Below are 25,552 nucleotides of genomic sequence, written 5' to 3'. Positions count from 1 at the left end.
GAAGTTGGAAGTATATAGTAAGTTGAAGGAAGGAGATTTGAAAAGAATGATTGAAAAACCATATAGCTGAAATACAAAAAGACAGGTTGGAGATAGATTTTAGCAGGACCGGAAGACAGGGAAGGCAGAAATGGTTGGTACGGAAAATGAATAATTGAAAGGTTAATAAGTCTGAGGTCTGAGGAATTAAGTCCGGAAGGAGTACGCCACCAGGCAAGCTTCTTTCGGACTTTCTGCTTATACATAGAGGGTTGAGACTGGTATAAAAAGAAACAGTCCAGGAGATAGACTCCGGGACTGTCAAAAAGTTTGTACTAAACCTTACCAAGAAGGAACAGGGTTCATCAGGAGGTACAAATTTTAGTTCATTTTCAAAGGATGCCTGGATTTAAAACGGATTTGGATTTCTTCTTTGTCTTAATTGATTGATTCAGGAACTCATTTTGGTTTTCAGGAACATTGGTTTTTTGAACTCGGTTTTTCTTTGGATCTTGGATATCCCGTTAATTAGCGGGTTTTGGTTTTTCTGGATTTTGGTCCCGATAGCTATCGGGATGGTTTTTCTCGGATTTTTGGATCAGGTTTTTTCTTTGGATATTGGTGTTCTTGTGAATCGATCAATCTGACGTATACAAACATATTGTTAAAAAAATTGAATTGCAAGCGAACAAATGCTTGATTTATATTATTCAGAAATTACCTATGATATAGTAAAATTACGTTGATCTTTTGCTGTGCTAATACTTTTCGTTTTTGTTTGACGCTGAATTAGAATAAATTGTAAAACGCATTCCTAATTGATTCACCCGATAAATACACTACTATGCAGTTCAAGGGAAAAAAAGTACTTATTACAGGAGGTTCGCGGGGTATAGGTAAAGCGATTGCCATGCGCTTAGCTGCTGAAGGAGCAGACATTGCGATTGTTGGCAAAACGGCTGAACCGCACCCTAAATTAGAGGGAACTATTTATACCGCAGCGGAAGAAATTTCCAAAGCCGGTGCGGGAAAAGTGGTTCCTATTCAGGGAGATATTCGTTTTGAAGATAGTATTGAACAGATAGTAAAAATAACGGCTGAGCAATTGGGCGGATTGGATATTCTGATCAATAACGCCAGCGCCATTACGCTGTCTCCGACGGAGCAAACTGAGCCAAAACGCTGGGACCTCATGCATGATATAAATGTACGTGGGACCTTTTTCATGAGTAAAGCGTGTTTACCCTTGTTAAAAAAGAGTACTAATGCGCATATTTTGAATTTATCCCCGCCTTTAACATTAAATCCTGAGTGGTTTGGGCGATTCCTGGCTTATACTATCAGCAAGTTTGGGATGAGTATGATCGTTTTGGGACTGGCTGAAGAACTTAAGCCGCACCGGATCGGAGTAAATGCCCTGTGGCCCAAGACCACCATCGCCACTGCTGCCATTCAAAACATAGTTGGGGGAGATATGATGGTTCAACGCAGCCGGAAGCCTGAAATAGTAGCCGATGCGGCTTATCATATCTTACAACGTCCCGCTACGGAATGTACCGGTAATTTCTTTATTGATGAGGAAATCCTGACGCAACAAGGCGTTACTGATTTTACCCACTACGCAGTAAACCCGGCGCAAAAGCTTATGCTTGATCTTTTCTTATAATGATAATAAAAAACCTCTGCACTATTGTGCAGAGGTTGCGTTACAGTTCATGGCTATCAGGAGAGCGGCTATTGTTTAATGAATGACGTGGTCCCAATTTTATTGCCGGCTTCATCTTCAACAGATACTATGTATGTACCGGATGGTAGCGTTTGTATACCGGGAACAGGGATGTTGTTGGAACCTGTAATAAGCTGCCGCTGTAAATGTTGTAACTGCGTCCCAAACTGATTGTATACTTTAATATGAGCAGTTAGTTTGGTTTTACTGTTAATAGTAACCGTAGCAGCGTTAATGGCAGGATTGGGATACAGCTTAATTCCTGTTTTGTCGTTGGTGCCACTGCGTATACGGATGATCTGTGAATAAGTATAGTTGCCATCTACATCAACCTGTTTCAGTCGATAATAATTTACAGGCGCTGCATTGGGGTCGGTTACATTGTATTCATTCGTACTATTGCTGTTCACTGCCGCTTTTACAGTTGACAATGTTTGCCAGTGGGTAGCATTGGTGCTTTTTTCAACTATATATTTTTCCAGGTTTTCTTCCAGAGCAGAAGTCCAGTTGAGCTGCACAGCATTATTATTAACAACACCATTAAAAGATGTTAATGTAAGCGGTAAAGTAGAAGCACGTTCAAAGGAAATATTCCCGATGGCAATGGATTGTTCTTCGGGGTTGTTTTGTGACGCTGTATTATTTCGGTATCGGATAGTTATGGCAGTTAATATGGTAGAACCGAAATTAACGATAACCGTACCATTCTGATCGGCAACGCTTGAAGCGCTGTTTCCGCCTTCGCCCCAGTTTGTATTGGCGGTTGCCACATTACCTGCTATGGTTACGTAATTAGACCCTGTAACCAGTTTGGTAATGGTTGGGTTGGTAACTGCAAGACCGCTGTTGGTGCCGGTTACCACAATTTCATCAAAGTAGGTGCTGCTCCACCAGGCGAGTTTATCAATATCCGCCACATTAAAACTTACATTTTTAACGGCCGAATTGAAGGTGATAACAATATCAGCGTAGTTAGATTTATTACTAAAGTCGCATCCAATAGCAATGTTGGAAGTAATGGTGCTCAGATTAGTTGTAAAAGGAGACCCGGATACTACCGGTGCGGCAAAAGCGCCGAAATTGGTAAAGGCAGTATTGCCTTGCGAACTACTAATGCTGACAGTTGCATTTACTGTTGAGCTATTAATATTATTAGCATTGCCGGATAGCACGCCGGTAAGCCAACTGGTTACAAAACTGGTTGCCCAGTTAAATGTGTACGTTTGGGCAAACGTTTGTTGTGTACTTAGCACTAAAAGGGTGCATAGGGTGTAGAGGGTTTTCATATGCGGATCTTTTGACACCTGAAAATTTACAATTACGCTGCCAACCTAAGTGCTATTATTTAATGCCCTCTAAACAATAACATTACTTATTAGTAAAAATTGACCTGTAAGGGGAGCGTTTCCCTGTATGGGAAGAAATAGTCCGCGAGAGGGAAGTTAATGTTGGTGGTGGGAATTTAAAACGAAAAAGTAGCACATTGGTGGTGTGCTACTTTAATTATGTTCGAACAACTATCTATGGAATAACGGTTGCTTTTTCTTTACTCTCCGGTCTTTTCAGGACGCATTTGCGGGAACAGCAGTACATCCTGTATACTGGGTTGATTGGTCATCAGCATTACCAGGCGGTCGATACCGATACCAATACCCGATGTTGGGGGCATACCATATTCAAGGGAACGCAGAAAATCATTGTCGATAAACATGGCTTCATCATCACCACGTTTCAACAGCTCAGCCTGCTCTTCAAAACGTTGTCGTTGATCGATGGGGTCATTCAGCTCGCTGTATGCATTGGCGATCTCTTTACCATTTACCATCAGTTCAAAACGTTCTACCAGGCCCGGTTTGCTGCGGTGCTTTTTGGTAAGCGGGCTCATTTCAACCGGGTAATCGATGATGAACGTGGGTTGCACATAATGCTCTTCGCATTTTGAACCAAACAGCTCATCGATCAGTTTTCCTTTACCCATACTCGCTTCGGTATGAATGTTCAGCTTTTTACACACCTGCCGTAACTCATCTTCATTCATATTGCTTACGTCGATGCCTGTATGTTCTTTAATGGCATCATATATGCTGATGCGCTTGAACGGCGCTTTGAAATTAATTGTTGTGTCACCTACCTGAACAGTAGTTGTATTATGCAAGGCAACTGCTATTTTTTCGACCAGTTGTTCTGTGATCTCCATCATCCAGAAATAATCCTTGTATGCAGTATACCATTCCAGAACGGTAAATTCAGGGTTATGGGTGCGGTCCATACCCTCATTGCGAAAATTACGGCTGAACTCATATACCCAGTCGAACCCGCCTACAATAAGGCGTTTCAGGTACAGTTCATTGGCAATACGCAAATAAAAAGGCACATCCAGTGCATTGTGATGCGTAATGAACGGGCGGGCAGCAGCACCACCGGGTATGGCTTGCAATACCGGCGTATCTACTTCCAAAGCACCCTGTGCATTTAAGAAATCACGGATGGTATTGATCAACTGACTGCGCTTTGTAAAAACGTCTTTTACCTGTGGATTGATGATCAAATCAACATAGCGTTGGCGGTAACGGAACTCAGGATCTGTAACGGCGTCAAACGTCTCACCTTCTTTTTCCTTTACAATGGGTAATGGTTTTAAAGATTTGGTAAGGAAAGTAAGTTCGGTTACGTGCACGGAGGTTTCACCGGTTTTAGTGGTGAACACATATCCTTTCACGCCAATGATATCGCCAATATCGGTGAGGTGTTTCCAAACTTTATCGTACAGCAATTTGTCTTCACCTGGGCAAATTTCGTCGCGCTTAATATAAAGCTGAATTTTACTGCTGCTATCCTGAATTACGGCAAAGGAAGCCTTTCCCATGTCACGGATGCTCATGATACGGCCGGCCAGACAAACATTGGCAAAGTCGGCTTTGTTTTCTTCGCCCTTATAATGTTCCTTAATGTAGGCCGCAGTGATATTAACCGGGTAAAGCGGCGCCGGATAAGGATCTATGCCCAGCTTTTGTAATTCCTGTAATTTTTCGCGACGAATGATTTCCTGTTCAGACAAATGTTGTGTGCTCATAATAATTGCAAATGCGGCTGCAAAGGTAATCAAATAAGGTTCAAGGCACAAGAATCAAGGCTCAAGGGCTTTTTTTCGGGTAGCGCTTACAAATTCAGCTCCTTGTGCCCTGGATCTTGGGTCTTGAGTCTTTTAATTCAGCGCCAGCAGCACCTGCCAGGCTTCCTGCACCCGGCCTTCGTTTAGCAGCTTTTTGGCATATGTATGTAATTCGGTCTCCATATCGGCAGGGTTTACCGAATAATATTGAAAAATGCTTTTTAATTGTGGATCGTCAAACGCGGGATCAATCACCGGCATTTCGTGTACGTTGCCTAGCTGGGCCAGGTTATTACCGGTAAGGATCTTGCTATTTTTAACAGGTGCTGGTAGGGCGTCTATTCCAATGCCCAATTGAGTATTGGGTTTTTCAACCTGGAAGAGGTTGGTTTCATTCACCCTGCAATACCAGTCGCCACCCAGGCGGGCCACATGGTGCAATTTGCGCTGATCGATCAGGTTCTTTTCATTAAGTATTTCATCGGCAATATGCATGCGCAGTACTTCGCAAATCACCAGGTTGCCTGCTCCGCCTTCTGTACCCAGAGGTTTTATTTCATGCACCTTGCATTCCATCTTCACTTTGCTTTCTTTAACCATCGGCGGCTGTATCAGCGTGGCAGGTTCGGCAGTAAAACCGGCTTTGGTGAATTCGTTTACTTCTTTGGGGAATTCACAACTGGCCAAACTGGTTTGGTATACCATGTCATAATCCACGATGTTGATCACCACTTCGGGCACTTCCATTACATTTTGTAACGTATGCTTAGTGGTATTATCGCGTACCCGGCGGGCGGGTGAAAAAATAACAATCGGCGGGTTGGAAGAAAAAAGATTAAAAAAGCTAAATGGGCTCAGGTTCACATTACCTGCTCTGTCAACCGTACTGGCAAAGCAAATAGGTCGGGGTGCTATGGCGTGTTGCAGATAGTTTTGCCGTTGAACCGGTGTTAGATCTTTTAAATCAAGGATCATAATATAATGTGATAATTTAAACTGACTTCTTCCTGGCCAATATTGAAAAATCATCTTCTTCCTGAACGATCGTATTGCTGAGTATGCCCAAACCATCTATTTCCATTTCAACTACATCGCCGGGTTGCAGCCATTGTTCCTGGTAATTAGGGTCGTTCAGTTTACCCGTACCATTCAACTCTAAGAAGCAACCGGTTCCTACCGTGCCGCTGCCAATAACATCGCCGGGATACAGATCAACGCCATAAGAAGCTCTTTCAATGATCTCGGCAAAGGTCCAGTCCATATCCTTCATATTGCCATCACTTACCTGCTGACCATTCACCCGGCATTGCATCCGCAGGTTGAAGGTTTTACCGGTATGCCCTTCTTTGGTAGGCACTTCGTATTGTTGTAGTTCATCTAAAGTTACCAACCAGGGGCCGATAACGGTAGAAAAATCCTTTCCTTTGGCGGGTCCCAGGTTCAGCAGCATTTCTTCCATTTGCAAACGGCGGGCACTCATGTCGTTCATTATCATTAATCCACCAATATATTCGTCGGCATCTTCTGCCCTGATGTTACGGCCTTGTTTACAAATGACAATAGCCACTTCCAGTTCAAAATCGAGTTTTTCAAAATGATCGGGCATGCATTGTATATCGCCCGGACCTTGTATGCTGTGGTGATTGGTAAAATAGAAAATGGGGTATTGATCGAATTCGGGGATCATTGGTACTTTGCGGTTGCGGCGGGCCGCTTCCACGTGCTGCCGGAAAGCATAGCCATCACGACAAGATGTGGGGAAAGGTACCGGCGCCAGAATAGTTGCACTTTCGTACGCAAATCCTTTGCTCTTGGAGATCTTTCCTTCTCTGATCATCATTTCTCCGCCCAGCGCCATGCGGTAGGCATCTTCCCAATAACTTAGGAACATGCTCATATTTTGTGGTAGATCGGGGTGTAAAACTTCGGCATCAAATAACAATCCGTCTACTAATATAGCTACACGGTCGTGGCCGTCGCTGAGATAAGAAACAATTTTCATGTATGGCAGTATTTTAGAGGATGCAATATAGTTGATAGGGTTGAAAAGTTGACAAAGTTGGTAAGGGATGATAGTAAGCAGCGAGGGAAAATGGTGAATATTAAATGTAGAATAACGAACGTTGAAGTGGAAGGCAGAGTAATGAAAAATAATAAAAATTGAGAAATAAGAAAGGAATACCAGGCTTTTGGCTTTCAGCCCTTGGCCGGGGCGAAGACTGCCGACATTCAGGGTTCGGGCTTTCACGTTTGCCGTTTCACGTTTCACCATTCCCTGCCGGTTTATGCGTTGTAAAAAATTATCCCCGCACTTTTTTTGTTTGTACGTTTGGGCATGAAACAATCTGTGCTAATAATAATAATGTTAGCAACAACTTGTGTAGTAACTGCACAAAGTAAAACGGATGTGTGGTTGGAGCAATTGATCCGGCAACAGGCTTCGCCTTTTTTAAAAGACATGCTGAATCAACCTGATACGTTTCATTGCCAGTTTATCTACACAAAAATTGACCGGGATAAAAATAACCAGCCCCATTTTACGAATTACTATTACAGGGTTAACCGTACCGAATATTTTAACCCGGCTTCCATGGTTAAATTACCCACAGCATTACTGGCGCTGGAGAAGATCAATACTTTAAGTAAGTATGGAATTAACAAGTATACTACCATGCTTACCGATAGCGCGTACAGTCGCCAAACAAAAGTAAAATATGATAGCAGCGCTGCTAACTTATTGCCATCGGTTGCCCATTACGTGAAAAAGATTTTCCTGGTAAGCGATAATGATGCCTACAACCGGTTATATGAATTTGTTGGCCAACAAACATTGAATGAACGATTATGGCAAATGGGGTATATCGATATACGCATTACCCGCCGCTTTGTAACCATGAATGAAGACGAGAACCGCCATACCAACCCGCTCCGGTTTATGCAAGGCGATAGTTTATTGTATTTGCAATATGCAGCATACAATCCCGTTCCTTTCAATTTTAAAAGGAAATTATTGATTGGCCGCGCCCATTACAACCGCCAGGATAGTTTGATCAGGAAGCCCATGGATTTTACAACGCATAATAATTTTCCACTGGAAGATATGCAGCAGATTTTACAGACGGTGTTGTTCCCTAATTCAGTGCCTGAGAAGAAGCGTTTTAGGTTGCAGCCCGAAGATTATGCTTTCCTCCACCGGTACATGAGCGAGCTGCCATCTGAAAGCAATTGTCCGCACTACGATACCACCGAATTTTTCGACAGCTATACCAAGTTTTTTATGTTCAAAGCATGGCGCAGTAAAATTCCATCCCACATCCGCATATTTAATAAAACAGGCTGGTCGTACGGCTTTTTGACTGATGTGGCTTACATCGTTGATTTCAAGAATAAGATTGAGTTTATGGTGAGCGGTAATATTTATGTGAATAGCGATGGCGTATTGAATGACGATAAATACGAGTATGAAGAAACAGGGTATCCCTTTTTTAAAGAGGTCGGTAACATTATTTATCAATATGAGCTGAAAAGAAAAAGGAAGTATGTGCCCGATCTGAGCGCTTTTCAGTTTGATTATCGCAATTAAAGGTCATCGCGGCTTAAAGTACAATCCATGAAAAAATTTATTCCTGAACTTGTTATTATTTTACTGTTAAGCATAACCGGTTTTAATGCCATTGCGCAAACCAGCAGTTGGGTACGCATCAATTTATTAGGCTACAAACCTAATAGCACCAAGGTGGCCGTGTGGTGTAGTAAAGAAAAAAATATCATTACCAATTTTACTATTGTTGAAGTAACCAGCGGCAAAACGGTATATGCAGCAAAAGCGAGCAACGCATTTGGTGGATATGGGCCGTTCACACAAACTTGCCGGTTGAATTTTTCTGCCTTTGCCCGGCCCGGGCGGTACATAATAAAAGCCGGATCGGCTACGTCGCCTGAATTTACTATAATTCAGGATGTGTATAAAGGAACAGCGAATTTTTGCCTGCGTTATATGCGGCAGCAACGCAGTGGCTTCAATCCTTTTTTGAAAGACAGTTGCCATACGCATGATGGGTATACTTTATACGGCCCTATGCCCGATAGCACCCGTATCGATGCAAGCGGTGGCTGGCACGATGCCTCAGATTATTTACAATATGCAACTACTTCTGCCAATGCCACCTGGCATTTACTGGCTGCTTATCGGGATTTTCCAAAAGTATTTGCCGACGAGCACCTGGCGAACGGCTTGCCTGGAAAAAATAATCAGGCAGATGTATTGGACGAAGCACGATGGGGGTTGAACTGGCTGTTAAAAATGCATCCGAAAAAAGATTGGCTGTTTAACCAGATCGCCGACGACCGCGATCATCACGGAATGCGTATACCCAAAGAAGATAGTTTTTATGGCCGGGGGTATGAAAGGCCGGTATATTTCTGCACCGGCACACCACAGGGTTTTGGGCGATATAAAAACCGGTCAACCGGCGTGGCGTCCACGGCAGGGAAATTTGCAAGCGCCTTTGCATTGGGCGCTACGTTATTTCATGATCCCGTTATGAAAAGCCGCGCCTTGTCGGCCTGGTCCTTAGGTATAGAAAAGCCTGGCGTTTGTCAAACAGCCCCTGGTAGGTCGCCGTATTTTTATGAAGAAGATAACTGGACAGACGATATGGAGCTGGCTGGTGCTTGTTTATATTCCATGGCGCCTGCCAATAAAAAGTTCTTAACAGCAGCCTATAAATATGCAAAGGGCGAAACCATCACGCCCTGGTTAGGGACCGATACTGCCAGGCATTACCAGTGGTATCCGTTCATTAACCTTGGGCATTATGAATTGGCTAAACAGTTGCAGGGAAAGGAGCGGAAAGAATTGCTGGGTTATTACAAACAAGGCATAGACCGGGTATGGCAAAAAGCTAAGCAGAATGCTTTTTACCGGGGCGTGCCCTTTATCTGGTGCAGCAACAACCTCACCACCTCTTTTGCCATGCAGTGCTATTGGTACAGGACTTTAACCGGTGATGCCGCCTATAGCGAATTGGAGCAGGCTTGTTTTGATTGGTTGTTTGGTTGCAATCCCTGGGGTACGAGCATGGTGTATGGATTACCTGCATGGGGCGATACGCCTGTTGATCCACATTCCGCTTTTACGCATTTGAAACAATACCCCATCGATGGCGGACTGGTTGATGGTCCGGTATATGGTTCTATTTACAAAAACCTTATTGGCATTACGCTGAATGAGCCCGATGAGTATGCCACATTTCAAAGCGACCTGGTTGTATACCATGATGACTATGGCGATTATTCAACCAACGAGCCAACCATGGATGGTACAGCTTCGCTTATATATTTGCTGGCGGCTAAAGAGGCGGGTACGCTCGTTAAAACCAGTGGCACAACTTTAAAGCAGGCTTCGCAACAGACTGCATTATCAACAAAAGTAACGCCTACGCCTTTTACTTATGATCATGGCGCTATAGCAAGAGGAGATTTAAAGCAAAAAAAACTGGCCCTGGTTTTTACCGGCGATGAATATGGCGATGGGCTTGGTTCTATTAGCCGCACATTGCAACAGCACAATGTGAAAGCGTCTTTTTTTCTTACCGGCAGGTTTTATCGTAATGATATGTATAGAGCGATGATCTGGCACATGAAAATGAAGGGTCATTATTTTGGGCCGCATTCCGATCGGCATCTGTTGTATAGTGACTGGGGCAAGCGAGATAGTTTGCTTGTGACCAGGGAGCAGTTCGTACAAGACCTTGAAAGTAACTATACAGCAATGCAGGCATATGGGATCAACCGGCAGGACGCCCGGTTCTTTCTGCCGCCATTTGAATGGTATAATGATTCCATTGCCTCATGGACCAAACAACAGGGATTGCAACTGGTGAATTTTACCCCGGGTACTTACAGCAATGCCGATTATACTACGCCTGATATGAAAAACTATAGGAGTAGTAATGACATATTAGATTCTATTATCACATACGAACAAAGAAACAGCGCGGGACTTAATGGCTTTATCTTATTAATACACGTTGGTACACATCCTAACCGTACCGATAAATTCTATCTTCAGCTTCCAGGGCTTATAAACTATCTCCGGCAAAGAAAATATGAGTTGACTACCATCAAGGAATTGCTAAACTAGAATTAATTTGTAGAAAAATTTCCCTTGATGCAACATCTCCGTTAGTAAAAAAATCAAATAAATTGCTCATTGATCTAAACCTTTTTTCCATAATAGGGTTATACATAATATTTGCACCTGAATTTTGTATTTTTGCCACAACTACCGGGTTATGCAATTTGAGAAGATACATAATAAAGGACAGGCACGGTTGTTTCAAAACCAATACCTCGAGATGCTCACTAAAACACATCCCCTTGTTATTTGGGGTATGTATGTGCCGGTGATCATTTTTATGTTATATTATAGTTATGATCATTTTGGATTTTCGGCTTTGCGTATTGTTCTCACATTTTTTGGCGCTCTGCTTTTTTGGACCTTCTTTGAATATATAGCTCATCGTTTTTTATATCATTGGGTAAGCGAAAACCCGCGGATACAAAAATTTGTATACACGATGCATGGTAATCACCATCATTATCCGCGCGACAGACAACGGCTATTTCTGCCACCCGTACCAAGCGTTATTCTGGCCTCAGCCATATTTGGGTTGATGTACCTGGTCATGAAGCAGCATGTTTTTATGTTCTTCCCCGGTTTTATTCTTGGGTACCTCTTATACGGTAGTATGCATTATGCTATCCACGCCTGGAATCCGCCTTTTAAATGGATGAAACCTCTTTGGCGCAATCACCACCTGCATCATTACAAAAATGATAATAAGGGTTATGGTGTTAGTACTACCATTTGGGACAGGGTTTTTGGAACCATGTTCGATTTGAAGAAAGAAAAGGAGGATAAGGAGAAAGTGAAAGATCTGATGTTTAAAAATTAGTTGACAAGTTAACTAGTTGATAAGTTAAAATGTTGGCAAGCCTGCCTGCAGGCAGGCTTACATCATAAGGGTTTCCCTCTTTAACTTATCAACTGAATACTATCCGGTAGGTCCTATGTATCTTATCTTGTTTTGCCCCGGTGGCTTCATGCAGGGCGAGCATTTTATCGTTAAAGTCGCCCACCCAGGCCAGCTCAACCCCCTTAATGGTATTGCGTGGTAAAACTTCCAATTGTAAACAACGAATAAGCGCCGATTCAATACCGTGGTTTTGAAATTTCTTTTTACATCCCATAATAATGATCCGCAGCCGGTCGACGGTCATTGTTTTTGAATACCAGAAGAATTTTAACTTACCCCACAGGTTTAGTTTACCGTTCACATGTTTTAATATCTGGTTTACATCTGGCAAACAGAGCACCACTGCTATGGGCTCATTTTTATAATAGGCAAACCAGATTATTTTTTCATCCATAATGGCTTTCATTTGCCGGAAAGACTCCTTAATAGTCCCCATTTCAATTGGGGTGAAGTTTTCAAAGTCGCTCCAGGCATCGTTATAGATCTCGCGAAAGTCAGCTGCAAACTGGTCGAATTGTTTTTTATCAAAGTGCCGGAAGGAATAATCCGGTTTCTTCATCACCCAGTCGGAGATCTTGGTGAACCGTTCAGGCAGGGGAGTGGTAGCGTCTAAAAAATTAGTTAGCTGGTCATATAATTTTGTAAAACCATACGATTCAAAAAAATCTTTGTAATAGGGCGGGTTATAGTTCATGCCCAGGCTGGGTGATTTGAACCCGTGGATCAGCAAACCCCAGTATTTATCGTTCTCCCCAAAATTAATAGGGCCGTCCATAGCCTCCATACCCTTGCTTTTTAGCCAGGCTTTGGCGGTATCGAGCAATAAAAAGGCGGCTTTTTCATCCTGTATACATTCAAAAAAGCCTACACCGCCTGTTGGTTGCGGATTTTTATGTGATTTCTCGTAATTTATAAAGGCGGCTATACGGCCAATAAATTGTCCGTTCTTATCTGCCAGTAACCAGCGGTTACATATGCCATGGGAAAAAAAAACGTTACGGGAAGGGTCGAATATTGCTTCCACATCACTATTCAATGGGCAGATCCAGTTCGGATCATTTTTATATAATCGTTTTGGCAGGTCTAAAAAGTCACGTGCCTGCTGCCAGGTTGCTACCTCTATCAGGTTCATGTAGCGAACTTAGGAATTATTCACCATTTATCGTCATCCGGAATATTCTGTTGGGGTTTGAATTGGGCCCTCATTTGTAGTTTTTTTAGCTGTCTTTCAATGATCAGGTCAGCAATTAACACCCCGGCATCGGTATCAGCCTGCTGTTCAAGGGTTTCTTTAAGGGTTTTTTCAGAGATATCGATACGATATAACATGTTGATAAGGCGTGCAAAATCTGTCTGAATTAAATGATTGATACCCTCGGCCAGCGCTTCCACCAACACCTGTTTATTATTTGTGACAGGAAGGTTAAAATCGTTGCTTAGTTCCTGTTGCACCAGCGGGATATTTTCTTCTGACAATTGCATAAGTGTGTAAATAAATACATTTTACATAAAAAAAATATGCTACGCAACGGGTATTGTTTGCGTAAGCCTAAGAAATTTTATAGGTGGTCATTTCTTATGGCTTCATTTAAGTATTTTTACAAAAGGATGTGCCAGGAGCGAATGGTACAATCCTGAAGAAATAGCATCACTGACCCTCACTTCACTGTAACATTTTAACCTTATTCTCGGGATATGCGTTGGAGTGCTGGAATAATTGTATGCTTACTCTTCATAGGTACCTGTGTACAGGCACAACGGCCCCGTTATGGTACTATTAAAGGCATTGTCATCGATTCTTTAAGCCGCCGTTCACTCGAATCTACTTCAATAGCCGTTTATCTGGCAAAAGATTCTGCCCTTGTTAACTATGCACTGTCTGGTGATAAAGGTGAATTTACCGTTACTGATATTCCACTGAACACCCACTGTAATCTGATCGTTACGCATAGGGGTTACGAAGTATTTTCTAAATTAATTACCCTTGCTCCTGATAGTAAGGAGTTACGCCTCGATACCATTCTGCTGGTTAAATCTTTTAATGAATTGAAAGCAGTGACCGTTACTGCACTTCGACCACCGGTGTCAGTAAAACCTGATACCCTGGAATTCAACGTTTCTTCCTTCAAGACCATGCCCAATGCCATGGTAGAAGACCTGCTAAAGCAATTGCCGGGTGTTGAGGTGGATAGGGATGGAAATATTATGATCAATGGAAAAAAGGTAACAAAAATCATGGTGGAGGGCAGGGAGTTTTTTGGCGGCGATCCCAAAATTGCTATTAAAAACCTACCAAAAGATATTATTGATAAATTACAGGTGGTTGATAACAAAAGTCGCGAGGCGCGCTTTAATAAAACTTCCAATGGCAATGAAGACCTCGCAATAAATCTATCGCTGCGAAAAGAAGTACAAAGGGGATGGTTTGGAAGAGTAAGCGCAGGCTATGGCTCCAATGATCGATATGAAGGATCGGCAATGGTTAATTTTTTTAATGGATCAAAACAGTTCAGCGTAATTGGCAATGCCAATAATACCAATCGCGGAAGTATTTCGGGCGAAGATTTTAACATCTCCAATAGCCGCAGTACCCTCGATGGTGGCGGAGGAGGGCTTACCCGTGCTGCTTCGGGTGGTTTGAATTTCAGTGAAAATATTGGCCGCCAGTTAAAATTAAACGGTAGCTATTTTTATAATAAAAGTCATACCGATAATTTATCAAAGTCGCAGCGGCGGAATATTTTAAACGATTCTTCATTTTTTTACAACTCCGATAACAACAGCGTAAACGATTACATCAACCATCGCTTTTCGCTTAATGCCAGTTATACTATTGATACGCTTACCGAAATACATATTAATTCATACGTTAACGGTAATAATAATGATGCGGTTAATACCAAGCAGGCTGCTTCTTTAGGTTTAGACGATCAAATAATCAATACCGGTGAAAACACCTATAGTACAAAAGGAGATGGGAAGAATTTTAGCACCGAATTTTTCTTCAGCCGTCGGTTTTTGAAACCGGGCCGGGGGGTAACCCTTGGGTTTAATTATAATTATAACGATCAGCGTTCGGTTAGTGATAATATTGGACAAAATGATTTTTATAAAAATGGTCTGCCCGATAGCACCGACCTGGTAAATCAACGGAGTGATGGAAAAAGCACCGGCAAAATACTATCTTTTACGGCTACCTATTCTGAACCGGTGAATAAGTACATTAATGCCATATTCAGGTATAACTACAACCGTAATTACAATTACTCAGATAAGATCACGAACCGGTTTAATGCGGCTACCGGTAAATATGATTTAGAAGACTCGGCGTTCACCAATGCTTTTCGAAATACGAATGAAGCGCACACGCCAGATATCAGCTTTTCCTTTAACAAAAACCAGTACCGCGCTTCTATTGGCTCAGGAATACAGTTTTTAACGCAGGATAATTTATCGGTTACTAACGGCGAATTGTTGCATCAGTATTTCGTGAACTTCACGCCTTCTGCCAACCTGGGTTATAATTTTAGTAAGACTGGTAGCGCCACCCTGTATTATAATGGCCGCAGCCAGCAGCCTTCCATTCAACAATTACAGCCGGTACCCGATAACAGCAATCCTTTGTATGTGCAGCTAGGGAATCCCGATCTGCAGCCCTCGTTCTTCCATAACATTAATGTACAGGTGCGGGAATCAAAAGGTAACAACTACTGGTTTACAGGCCTTAGTTTCAATACCACCCAAAATCAAATTATTTATCAAACCTGGTTCGATGATGTTGGTAAACAGCTTAGCCAGCCGGTGAATGTAAACGGCAACTTTGGCATGTCGGGTAACCTCCAGTATAGTAAAACCTGGAAAAAAAGAGAAACAACCCTTCGGATGAACCTGGGCAGTAATGGTTATTATAACCGGAATAATACATTTACGAATAAGGTAAGCGTAACGTCCAATGCGTACAGTTTTTCACAGTCCATCGGCTTGAATTTTATGTATAAACAGCAGCTCAGCATTTTGCCCACCTTTAACATTCGGTTTAACAGGACCCGGTATTCTTCGCAATCGATACAAGATGCTTCATTCAATACCAAAACCTTTTCGTTGAGCGCTTTTTGGAACCAGCCCAAATGGTTGATACTGGAAAATAATCTACAGTATAACTATAACAGTCAGATAGCTCCAGGGTTTAACAAAAGCGTTACGATGTGGAGTGCGGCCGTTAATTGTTTATTGTTCAAAAAAAAGCAGGGCATATTGCGGCTGGCTGTATACGATATTCTTAAACAAAATGCAGGCGTATATCGCAGCGTTACACAAACCTATATTGAAGACCGGCAAACACAGGTGTTACAACAATACTTTTTGCTGAGTTTCATATATAATTTAAGGAAGTTTAATACAAAATAAAACGGTGTGGAGGTTACCTTTACAGATGGTTCCTCCTTGTATAATCCTTCGCTATCTAAAACTTCTCTATAACGCCTAAACCAAATAACGCAAAGTCATACTTGACCGGATCGTCGGGATCTAATTTACGCAGACAGGTAGTTAGTTCAAGCGCAGCCTGCCAGTCGATCTGTTTACGAGGCAACAGGTTAAACCGTTTGGCAACCCGGGCTACGTGCAGGTCAATAGGGCAAATTAGTTGAGCGGGGGAAATGTTCTTCCAAATACCAAAATCAACACCGCTATTGTCCTGGCGTACCATCCATCGCAGGAACATACTCAGCCGCTTACAGGTAGAATTTTTATCGGGTGTTGCAATATGTTTACGGGTACGGGCAGGTACATGTTCCAGTGAAAAGAAATAATGGTGAAAACCGGCCAACGCATTTTCAGTAGTAGCATCGGTTTTATGCATGCTTCGGGTAAAAGCGGTTTCCAGTGTTTTATGACCTGAATAATGGAATTTTAAGAATTCGATGAAATACAACAGATCGGTTGTATTGAAAGTACGGTGCTTGAACGACAGTAATTTTTTTAGATCATTATCATTGTGTTGCAGCACGAACTGATGCGGCGACATATCCATCGCCTGCATTAGTTCACGCGATTTGTTGATAATAATTGTACGATTGCCCCAGGCAAAAATGGCTGCAAAAAATCCTGCTATTTCAATATCCTGCTGCCGGGTAAATAAATGAGGTATAGAAACAGGATCATCTTTAATAAACGAAGGTTGATTGTATTCCTCCGTTTTCCTGTTCAGAAAATCTTTTAAAGATGGCTGTTTCATTATAGATATCGAATAACGAATGTTGAATGATGAATGTTGAAGGCCGCAACCGTTATCCAATTGCGGATTTCAGATCGTCAATGAGATCTTCGGCATCTTCGATGCCCACGCTTAACCTGATCAGCGAATCGCTCAATCCATTCTTTATGCGTTCTTCCCGCGGAATGGAAGCATGCGTCATGGTGGCCGGGTGATTGATAAGCGACTCTACTCCACCCAGGCTTTCGGCCAGCGCAAATACTTTGGTTGAGGATAATAATTTCATGGCTGTTTCCACGCTATCATCTTTTAAAGTAAAGCTGATCATGCCACCAAAGCCGCGCATTTGTTTTTTGGCTACAGCATATCCCGGATGATCATTAAAACCGCACCAATAAACATGTCCTACCTTGGGATGATTGCGTAAGAAATGCGCTATTTTTTCTCCGTTCTCACAATGACGTTGCATGCGTATATGCAGGGTTTTAATACCGCGTAACACCAAAAAACAATCCATGGGACCTGGTACGGCGCCGCAACTTTTTTGAATAAAGTACAATTGATCGCGCAGCGCCTGGTCATTCATAACGAGTGCGCCCTGAATAACATCACTGTGGCCACCCAGGTATTTGGTAGCGGAGTGCATCACAATATCGGCGCCCAGATCGAGTGGGTTTTGCAGATAGGGTGAAGCGAAAGTGTTATCAACACACAGGAGAATATTGTTGGCTTTGGTTATAGCTGCCACTGCTGCAATATCTACAATATTGATCAGCGGGTTGGTAGGCGTTTCGGTCCAAATGAGCTTCGTATTCTTATTTATATAGGGTTGTATATTTTCGGCCTCCTGCATGTTTACATAATGAAAGCGAATGCCGAATTTTTCGAATATTTTAGTGAATAAACGATACGTTCCGCCGTACATATCATTGGCCGCAATAACTTCATCGCCGGGTTGTAACAATTTTATTACAGCGTCGGTAGCTGCTACGCCACTGCTAAAGGCCAGCCCATACTTCCCGTTTTCAATAACAGCCAAAGCTTCTTCCAATGCAAACCGGGTGGGGTTTTGTGAACGGGCATATTCAAACCCTTTATTTTTTCCGGGTGCTTCCTGCACAAACGTAGATGTTTGGTAAATAGGCGTCATAATTGCCCCGGTTGAAGGATCAGGTTCAGCTCCGGCATGTATGCATTTTGTTCCTGGTTTCATATCTTCTTCTAAATAAATGTTTTAATGATTGGTCTTTGATATAGGTGCAAAGATGCGGAAAAATCAATTGGCAATGGACAATAAGCAATAGGCAAGGCTTGCCAAAAATCGGGCTTTCCGAACAATTGAAGTTTTGCCTATTGTCTATTGCAAATTGCCCATTGGTTAACCCGGATCTCCAGTTTAACAGAAGCTTAACCTACCTTTTGAAATTAACTGAAACATTCTGCAAACGCTTTATGCTGCTGCATTTGCTGCGATCGGCAATAACGCTTGCCATTGGCACTTGTGCGAAAATGTTCGTAGATCTTGTCTTGAACCCCCCGCCGGTACTAATTGTCTTGACTTACCCTGTTGTTCAGTATACATTTGGTTCATCATTCAAGCATTTTAAATTTATAAAGCCATGAAAAAAGTGATAGCCATTATGTTCGCCGTGCTGGTAACAACAGCAGGAGCCTACGCATTCGATCCAAACGAAAGGGTATTAAAAGCATTTAATGAAACATTCAGCAGCGCCCAGGAGGTTCGCTGGGAAGAATTTCCCAACTACTATGCAGTTAGCTTTGTAAGTGGCGGCATCAGATCCAAAGTAAACTATGACAAAGAGGGTAATATGATGAGCTCGCTTCGTTATTATGCACCTCAATTACTTCCTTTATATATCCTCAATAAGATCAATAAAGAGAACCCAAAGAAAAAAATGTTCGGTGTAACAGAAGTCACTTACGCTGGTATTATTGCTTACTACATTAAACTGGAAGATAACGAACGCTGGTATACATTGAAGGTAGATGTGGATGGTAATAGCCAGTTGGTAGAAAAATACAAGAAGGTTTAACGCAACCTGTCTTTTATGCCTTGAAGGTTGCAACAGCTAAGGCAAAACCCTCAAGGTGTTTTATAAATTTCAGCGCAATAACTGCCCGGCTACAAGGTAGCGCCAGTCATAATTATCAGCCGCATGAGCTTCTTGCGGCTGAATTTTTTTATTTAAAGCCTGTTCTTTCAGCATGCCGCGTTTAACCAATGTTCTTTTTGATTCGTGTACATATTCCTGTAAACGCGGGTCACTCATCCATTGTTGCTGTGGTGGTTCAAACCCTATTTTATCTGTTCGCCAGGCCAGGCCTGCGGGCAGTTTTTCTTCCATACTTTTTCGCAGCAACCATTTTGTATATCCGTCACGGATCTTGTAACGGGCTGGTGTTGAGAACAATAGCTGTACCAGCTCATGGTTTAAAAACGGCAAACGTACTTCAGTGCCATGCGCCATGGAGTTTCTATCGGCATATCGTAACAATTCTTCCAGCCCGTTTACAAATGTGTTGTAATAAAGTACGTTGTTTAATTCATCAAAATGGGCAATGTCGTAATAAGACTCTCCATATTCTTTAACAAATGATGAAGTAAGATCGTGCAGGCGAAGCTGCTGCCGGGACCTTTGGCGTCGGAGATACCACCCGGCATAGGTTGGCAAGGCTGCGGCGAGCTTATTTTTAATACCCCAGGGTTCTGAAATGCCTAAGGAACGGGCCTGGTTCAGTTCGTGGTGCAGCATGCTTTTATCCTGTCTGAACAATTGTTGCCAGTACCAATGATAATATTTGTGATAGCCGGCTAATATTTCATCGGCGCCCTGGCCATCGAGCAAAACTTTTACCTGTTGTTGCCGGGCCAATTCATACACATAATATTGTGCTGCAACGCTGGCCGATTGAAAGGGTTCTTCCTGGTGGTAACATATTTTTTCAAAATCACCGATCACGCGGTCGGCATTTGGTTGCACGGTATAGTTTTGGGTAGCAAAGTGGTCAGATATGCGTTTTATCCAGGTCGATTCATCTTTCCTGAACCCGGGAAATATGGCAGAAAAGGTTTTGTATTGGTGAGGCGCCGTTACCTGAATACCGGCCAGCACACACGAACTATCGAGCCCGCCGCTTACAGATGTACCTATTGGTACATCGCTTCTCAACCTTCTTTGAACCGATTGGTTGAACAACCTGTTAAACTGTGTTGTAATTTTTTGCTCGGTTATGGTTTCATCAATGAAGTCTACGTCTATATCCCAATATAGCGATCGGGTTATGCGGTGTTCGGGTAAATGATACTGTATGTAAGAACGGGCAGGCAGTTTATTGATGCCGGAATAAAAAGTTTCTTCGGCGTTGGTTGGATTTTGGGTATACCCCAGCGTGAAATAATTGAAAAACATTTTTTCATTGAACTGCTTTTCAATGCCCGCGGCCCATAATGCCTTCATTTCACTGGCAAATACAAACTGGTTGTCGTCGAAATAATAATAAAATGGTTTTTCCCCAAACCGGTCCCTTGCTGCAAATAACGTTTGTTCCTGTGCGTCCCATATGGCAAAAGCAAACATCCCATCGAAGTATTGCAGGCAGTTGGAGTGGAAACAATCATAAGCCGCCATTATTACCTCGGTGTCGGATTGACTGCAAAAGGAATAACCCTTTTGCACTAACATTTCCTTTACTTCAAGGTAATTATAGATTTCTCCGTTGTGAATGATAGTATACCGGCTCAGATAGTGCATGGGTTGCGCACCGGTTGGGCCCAGGTCAATAATGGATAAACGGCGGTGGCCAAAGCCCGCGGCGTTGTTTTCATTGATCCAGTGTCCTTCACCATCAGGTCCGCGGTGAGCCAGCGCCGCCGTCATTTTTTTCAGGCGATGAACAGAGAGCCGATCGGATTGATTGGTTATAATACCTGCAATGCCACACATGGCAACAAGATAGAGAAAAAAGCCAGTAGTAAGTAGTTAGTAGGTAGTGGGCTAGCTAACTCCGGCAGTAATAAATTCTCCAGGCCTTATACCAATGCTAAAATTCCATTTATTTGCGGAAGGTGCCTTCCCCACTTGCTACTCGCTACTCACCAACTAATAGGCAGACTAGCCTTTGCGCTGTCCCATTCCATATTTAATTGCATGCCCTTGCCGGCCTTTTCAAATTCCATGGTAAACAGCTCATAAGGGAAACGTGTTTTGGCAACAGGAATGTCAAACTTATACTCGTCTTTGGAAGAATCGATTTTCAGACCCCAGGTATATAAGTCATTATTCAGCACCAGCGTCCAGGTATTTTCCTGAGGAATGCAATAAATAACATAGCGGCCTTTCAATACTTTTTTGTTATTTATGGTAACATCCTTAAAAAACTCAATTTCAGAGGCCTCATTAGCGCCCAATCGCCATACCGAGCCATATTTTACGAGGTCGCCAAATACAGTACGGTTATTTTTTTGTGGCCTGCTGTAAATCACCCGGGCAATAAGGGGTTCTGAAACATTGCCAGCCATTTTTAGCTTGGGGTAATCAACCGGATAATAGCTCATATCCATGGGTGATTTATCCAAGCCCGGCTGAATTTCCTTTTCAGTGGGTTTGTTGGGAGTAACTGTGGGTGTAATGGTTACTGTATTATTACCCGATGTAGAATTTTGATCGCATCCTATCAAAACGCCCAACATCCATACTAAACAGCAAAGCTTTATTAAAGGCCTGGTTTGGTACATGATTTTATTTTATAAAGGTGATCGGCAAAGTAGCTTTCACTTTATCCCAGGCCATAATCATATTTGCCCCGGAATCGGTTTTATCGAATAACAGGGTAAAAGCCTCAATGGCTTCCTGTTGTTTTTCCAGCTTAACATCTGTGCGTAGCACATCTTTTTTATCGTCGTACTGAAATGCGCCCCAAATATCGGTTTCTCTGTTAAAGATCAACGTCCATTTGTCATGGTAGGGTATGGCATATATACTGTACCGGCCCTTTTTAAGCCGCGTATTATTAATTTTTACATCTTTATACAATTCAATTTCAGTGGCTTCGTTAGCGCCAAGCCGCCAGATTTTGCCATATTCGATCAGTTCTCCAAACACGTCACGACCGTTTTTTTGCGGCCGGCTGTATAATACCCGGGCCAGCAATGGTTCTGTGGCTTTATTCTGGATCTTCAGGATGGGAAAATTGACCGGATAATAGCTCATATCCATGGGCGATTTATCCAGGGCTGGCGCTTTAAACTGGGCATTTACGGTTGCGCTTATAACTGCTAATCCAAAAAACAAAACCCCCAATTGCTTCATCTGCATATTTTTTAATGGTTAAGACGATTTTACTCGGGCGATGCGTTGTATGGAACTTTTATTCCCTTAAGAAGTGTGTTACACCCCCTGCATTTGTAATTAATCGGCAAAAATAAAAGTTAGAAAGATTCCCTGCTAACTCTTCTTTCTATTCATTAAACGATTTTGGTAAAAAAAATCCTTCGGGATGAATAACTTTTAAAAAGATTTTAATCGGTTGGTCAGTTTTGTCTTTACAAATTTTGCAATGTATTAAAGGCGTATTTGTGGAGGGCCGGAAAAAAATCAACGTAGTACTGCTGCAACTTATTATAGTTTTCTTCAAACAGTTTAAAGGCCGTTTGGCTGTCTGTTAAATAGGCCGAACGGTGAACCACGCCGGCAAAGCTCCGTTCTATGCCCGACCGGTTGCGGTAGTTATACAGCCAGTTTTGCTGTTTCATGTAGGGAAACATTTGCCTGAAGGGTTCGGGAAAAACATCCAGGTATTTATCCAGAGAATTATATACCTCTTGAGAGAATGCTGATAAAGAATCATCGGTAAACTGCTGCCAGTCGTTTGCCAGAAAATGATCGTAGGTTACATCAATAAAGGCAGCGCTGTATAAACGGTAATGGGGTTTAAAGATATTTTTTGCTTCCCTGGTAGCGGCATGTTCATCGGTAAAGGAATCAATGGCCCGATGGAGTATAATTCCCTTACGTACATCTTCAGGATAAAGATTGAGTTGCTTCCCTTTCACGAAATCGCTAATAAGGTTGCCTGCCAGGATTGCCGGCTGATTGAAGGATAAATATGCGTGCGCCAGGTAATTCAACGGTTATGAATGTTATTATGACAATATAACGTATTACCTCGGGTTTAAGTAAGAAAAATGAGAAAAAGAATTAATAAAATTTCAGCTTTTTCAGGTCTGGCGCTTTCCACAATTACAATTTAACGATCGATTAACCTTGTTTTAAGAAATATTTAAACAATTTGTTGCAACCCTTTACCAGCTTGCGTTACAGCGATTTTGGCAGCAGTCAAGCCGGTATTTTGTTTAACCTGGTTTAACATACTACACCATTAGTCATAATTTTCGTGATGGCAGTGTAACCTCTTTTACTTTTGTGTCGACTAATCAATAAAGAACTTGATTCGTCAGGTTTAAAAAGTATAGCCATGAAAAAGTTTTCTTCACGTATAGTATTGGTTACTGTAACCAGTGCTATTACACAATGCTCAATTCAGTGTGGATGTAGCTAAGAAAAAAATAATCTTCCGGTACCTGTAACAATTTTCAACAAGCTGCTACATATTATTCATACCGCTTAGAACATTAAGTAAACAATAAAAAGTAAACGGGCATGGGTATCCCTATAGCCAGGATGTTTCATATGCCCATATTCATTTGAATTAAAGTAAAAAATAGCAACATGAAAAACAAAATTCTCATTGGCGTATTTGTATTTATAACTGGCATCAGCAGTGCCTTTGCCAATGGTAACGAAGAAGTGAATGACAAGATCGTTAAAACTTTCCAGAAAGAATTTGCCGGAGCGCAGAATGTACAATGGGTAACTACCCGGGAATTTGTAAAAGCCACCTTTACATTGAACGAGCAAGTTGTGTATGCGTATTATTCCCCTGCCGGCAACCTGTTAGGTGTTACCCGTAACATTGTTTCAGGTCAACTTCCTATTAACCTGCTCACAGATCTAAAGAAAAATTACAGCGATTATTGGATTACCGACCTTTTTGAAATGGCCGCCAATAGCGAGAACGTATACTATGTAACGCTCGAAAGCGGTGATCACAAAGTGGTACTAAAATCAAACGGGGCCAATGGCTGGGAAGTGTTTAAAAAAGAAAGGAAACAAACTGTATAATAAAGGTTTTTCTTATAGTTGGTTTTAGTTGGAAAGAAAAGGCTCCTGATTTTTCGGGGGCCTTTGATTTTGGGAAGTAGGAAGTAGGAGATAAGAAGGGTTTGAATGTCGAAGTATTGTTTAATTTCGGCCTCACGAATGTAGAAGCAGGAGGCTGGATGTTCGCGAATTTCGTACTTCCTACTTCTTACCTCATATTTTTCAGCGCAGAAAGCTCAATTTTTGTTTATTACCTGTTGCCAATTGTCTATTGCCCATTGCCCCCCATTTCCCTACCTTTGCCGCCACATAAAAAAATGATCATGAGTAAAGGACCCATTTCGCAATTTATACAACATCATTACCGGCATTTTAATGCGGCAGCCCTGGTGGATGCAGCCAAAGGGTATGAGACCCATTTACTGGAAGGCGGAAAAATGATGGTTACGCTGGCTGGTGCTATGAGTACCGCCGAACTGGGTGTTTCACTGGCCGAAATGATCCGTCAGGACAAGGTGCAAATTATAAGCTGCACGGGTGCTAACCTGGAAGAAGATGTTATGAACCTGGTGGCCCATGATCATTATAAACGCATTCCCAATTACCGAGACCTTACACCGCAACAGGAGTGGGAGTTACTGGAACAGGGACTGAACCGTGTTACCGATACCTGTATCCCAGAAGAAGAGGCTTTTCGTAGTATTCAGCATAACATAGTTAAGCTGTGGAAAGATGCCGATGCTAAAGGCGAACGCTATTTCCCGCATGAATTCATGTATAAGCTGTTGCTGAGTAAAGTAATGGAAAAGAATTACCAGATCAATACAAAGGATAGCTGGATGATCGCGGCCGCTGAAAAGAACATTCCCATTATAGTTGGTGGCTGGGAAGATAGTACCCTGGGTAACATCTTTGCTTCGTATGTAATTAAAAACGAAATGAAGGCTACCACCATGAAAAGTGGTATTGAATACATGGTGTGGCTGGCCGACTGGTACCGCAAAAACAGCGAAGGCAAGGGCGTTGGATTTTTCCAGATTGGCGGTGGTATTGCCGGGGATTTCCCTATTTGCGTTGTTCCTATGATGTACCAGGACCTGGAATGGCATGATGTTCCTTTCTGGAGCTATTTCTGCCAGATCTCTGATTCAACTACATCCTATGGCTCTTATTCCGGAGCCGTGCCTAATGAAAAAATTACCTGGGGTAAATTAGATATTTCCACCCCAAAATATATTGTTGAAAGTGATGCTACTATCGTAGCGCCGCTCATTTTTGCCTACGTTTTAGGTTGGTAAA

The 25,552-nt window shown here is 42.3% G+C and carries 20 protein-coding genes; 8 read left to right on the top strand and 12 right to left on the bottom strand.

The genetic code is table 11. The annotated features are described in order from the left end of the window. The first annotated feature begins 823 nt into the window (after positions 1–823). Positions 824–1,645: an SDR family oxidoreductase gene (locus FAM09_RS06355; RefSeq protein ID WP_136576204.1), complete on the top strand. Its 822-nt coding sequence runs from the start codon at positions 824–826 to the stop codon at positions 1,643–1,645. Positions 1,646–1,713: 68 nt separating this feature from the next. On the opposite strand, the gene FAM09_RS06350 is transcribed toward FAM09_RS06355, so the two are convergent. The 4 genes from FAM09_RS06350 to FAM09_RS06335 all read right to left on the bottom strand — a co-directional run bounded on the left by FAM09_RS06350 (position 1,714) and on the right by FAM09_RS06335 (position 6,819). Then, the gene (locus FAM09_RS06350; RefSeq protein ID WP_136576203.1) at positions 1,714–2,991 is read right to left on the bottom strand and encodes a T9SS type A sorting domain-containing protein; all 1,278 of its coding nucleotides are present in this window, start codon (positions 2,989–2,991) and stop codon (positions 1,714–1,716) included. A 260-nt stretch (positions 2,992–3,251) separates the two neighbouring features. Further along, complete coding sequence (gene lysS, locus FAM09_RS06345) at positions 3,252–4,778, bottom strand: lysine--tRNA ligase (protein WP_136576202.1); 1,527 nt, start codon at positions 4,776–4,778, stop codon at positions 3,252–3,254. Positions 4,779–4,910: 132 nt separating this feature from the next. After that, on the bottom strand, positions 4,911–5,792 hold the full coding sequence (locus FAM09_RS06340) for a flavin reductase family protein (RefSeq protein WP_136576201.1): 882 nt from the start codon (positions 5,790–5,792) through the stop codon (positions 4,911–4,913). Positions 5,793–5,808: 16 nt separating this feature from the next. Further along, positions 5,809–6,819: a fumarylacetoacetate hydrolase family protein gene (locus tag FAM09_RS06335; protein ID WP_136576200.1), complete on the bottom strand. Its 1,011-nt coding sequence runs from the start codon at positions 6,817–6,819 to the stop codon at positions 5,809–5,811. 360 nt (positions 6,820–7,179) lie between these two features. On the opposite strand from FAM09_RS06335, the gene FAM09_RS06330 reads away from it, so the two are divergent. The 3 genes from FAM09_RS06330 (at position 7,180) to FAM09_RS06320 (ending at position 11,776) form a co-directional block, all read left to right on the top strand. Further along, positions 7,180–8,400: a serine hydrolase gene (locus FAM09_RS06330; protein ID WP_243751608.1), complete on the top strand. Its 1,221-nt coding sequence runs from the start codon at positions 7,180–7,182 to the stop codon at positions 8,398–8,400. 27 nt (positions 8,401–8,427) lie between these two features. Beyond that, entirely contained in the window at positions 8,428–10,962 is a 2,535-nt protein-coding gene (locus FAM09_RS06325; protein ID WP_136576198.1) for a glycoside hydrolase family 9 protein, read from the top strand. A gap of 151 nt (positions 10,963–11,113) precedes the next feature. Then, positions 11,114–11,776: a sterol desaturase family protein gene (locus FAM09_RS06320; RefSeq protein WP_136576197.1), complete on the top strand. Its 663-nt coding sequence runs from the start codon at positions 11,114–11,116 to the stop codon at positions 11,774–11,776. A gap of 88 nt (positions 11,777–11,864) precedes the next feature. Here FAM09_RS06320 and FAM09_RS06315 read toward each other — a convergent pair whose 3' ends face one another. Together FAM09_RS06315 and FAM09_RS06310 are read right to left on the bottom strand one after the other, a co-directional pair. Further along, positions 11,865–12,989 carry a GNAT family N-acetyltransferase gene (locus FAM09_RS06315; protein ID WP_136576196.1) on the bottom strand — a complete coding sequence of 375 codons (1,125 nt, stop codon included), beginning with the start codon at positions 12,987–12,989 and terminating at the stop codon, positions 11,865–11,867. 20 nt (positions 12,990–13,009) lie between these two features. Continuing rightward, a complete protein-coding gene (locus FAM09_RS06310) occupies positions 13,010–13,339 on the bottom strand; it encodes a hypothetical protein (protein ID WP_136576195.1) in 330 nt (109 codons plus the stop codon). Positions 13,340–13,552: 213 nt separating this feature from the next. Between FAM09_RS06310 and FAM09_RS06305 the strand changes: the two genes are divergently transcribed. Further along, complete coding sequence (locus FAM09_RS06305) at positions 13,553–16,264, top strand: outer membrane beta-barrel protein (protein WP_136576194.1); 2,712 nt, start codon at positions 13,553–13,555, stop codon at positions 16,262–16,264. Between the two features lie 55 nt (positions 16,265–16,319). On the opposite strand, the gene FAM09_RS06300 is transcribed toward FAM09_RS06305, so the two are convergent. Beyond that, positions 16,320–17,093, bottom strand: coding sequence for a TIGR02757 family protein (locus FAM09_RS06300; RefSeq protein ID WP_136576193.1), 774 nt, complete (start codon positions 17,091–17,093; stop codon positions 16,320–16,322). A 52-nt stretch (positions 17,094–17,145) separates the two neighbouring features. Further along, positions 17,146–18,285 (bottom strand): cystathionine gamma-synthase, encoded by a 1,140-nt coding sequence (locus FAM09_RS06295; RefSeq protein ID WP_136576192.1) that lies wholly within the window; start codon positions 18,283–18,285, stop codon positions 17,146–17,148. 406 nt (positions 18,286–18,691) lie between these two features. Here FAM09_RS06295 and FAM09_RS06290 point away from each other — a divergent pair, with 406 nt between their 5' ends. Further along, the gene (locus FAM09_RS06290; protein WP_136576191.1) at positions 18,692–19,126 is read left to right on the top strand and encodes a hypothetical protein; all 435 of its coding nucleotides are present in this window, start codon (positions 18,692–18,694) and stop codon (positions 19,124–19,126) included. A gap of 69 nt (positions 19,127–19,195) precedes the next feature. Here the strand turns inward: FAM09_RS06290 and asnB are convergent, their stop codons facing one another. The 4 genes from asnB to FAM09_RS06270 form a co-directional block, all read right to left on the bottom strand. Continuing rightward, on the bottom strand, positions 19,196–21,037 hold the full coding sequence (gene asnB, locus FAM09_RS06285; protein ID WP_136576190.1) for an asparagine synthase (glutamine-hydrolyzing): 1,842 nt from the start codon (positions 21,035–21,037) through the stop codon (positions 19,196–19,198). A gap of 149 nt (positions 21,038–21,186) precedes the next feature. After that, positions 21,187–21,828 carry a DUF2911 domain-containing protein gene (locus FAM09_RS06280; RefSeq protein ID WP_136576189.1) on the bottom strand — a complete coding sequence of 214 codons (642 nt, stop codon included), beginning with the start codon at positions 21,826–21,828 and terminating at the stop codon, positions 21,187–21,189. Positions 21,829–21,832: 4 nt separating this feature from the next. After that, on the bottom strand, positions 21,833–22,402 hold the full coding sequence (locus tag FAM09_RS06275; protein ID WP_136576188.1) for a DUF2911 domain-containing protein: 570 nt from the start codon (positions 22,400–22,402) through the stop codon (positions 21,833–21,835). A gap of 233 nt (positions 22,403–22,635) precedes the next feature. Beyond that, on the bottom strand, positions 22,636–23,220 hold the full coding sequence (locus tag FAM09_RS06270; RefSeq protein WP_136576187.1) for an acyl carrier protein phosphodiesterase: 585 nt from the start codon (positions 23,218–23,220) through the stop codon (positions 22,636–22,638). 601 nt (positions 23,221–23,821) lie between these two features. On the opposite strand from FAM09_RS06270, the gene FAM09_RS06265 reads away from it, so the two are divergent. Beyond that, positions 23,822–24,274: a hypothetical protein gene (locus tag FAM09_RS06265; RefSeq protein WP_136576186.1), complete on the top strand. Its 453-nt coding sequence runs from the start codon at positions 23,822–23,824 to the stop codon at positions 24,272–24,274. Positions 24,275–24,576: 302 nt separating this feature from the next. Then, on the top strand, positions 24,577–25,551 hold the full coding sequence (locus FAM09_RS06260; RefSeq protein WP_136576185.1) for a deoxyhypusine synthase family protein: 975 nt from the start codon (positions 24,577–24,579) through the stop codon (positions 25,549–25,551). The last annotated feature ends 1 nt before the right edge of the window (position 25,552 follow it).

Source organism: Niastella caeni, assembly GCF_004834005.1.
GTDB classification, from domain to species: Bacteria; Bacteroidota; Bacteroidia; order Chitinophagales; family Chitinophagaceae; genus Niastella; species Niastella caeni.
The sequence above is the reverse complement of the archived record's forward strand: the minus strand, read 5'-3'. Positions and strand labels throughout refer to the sequence as shown.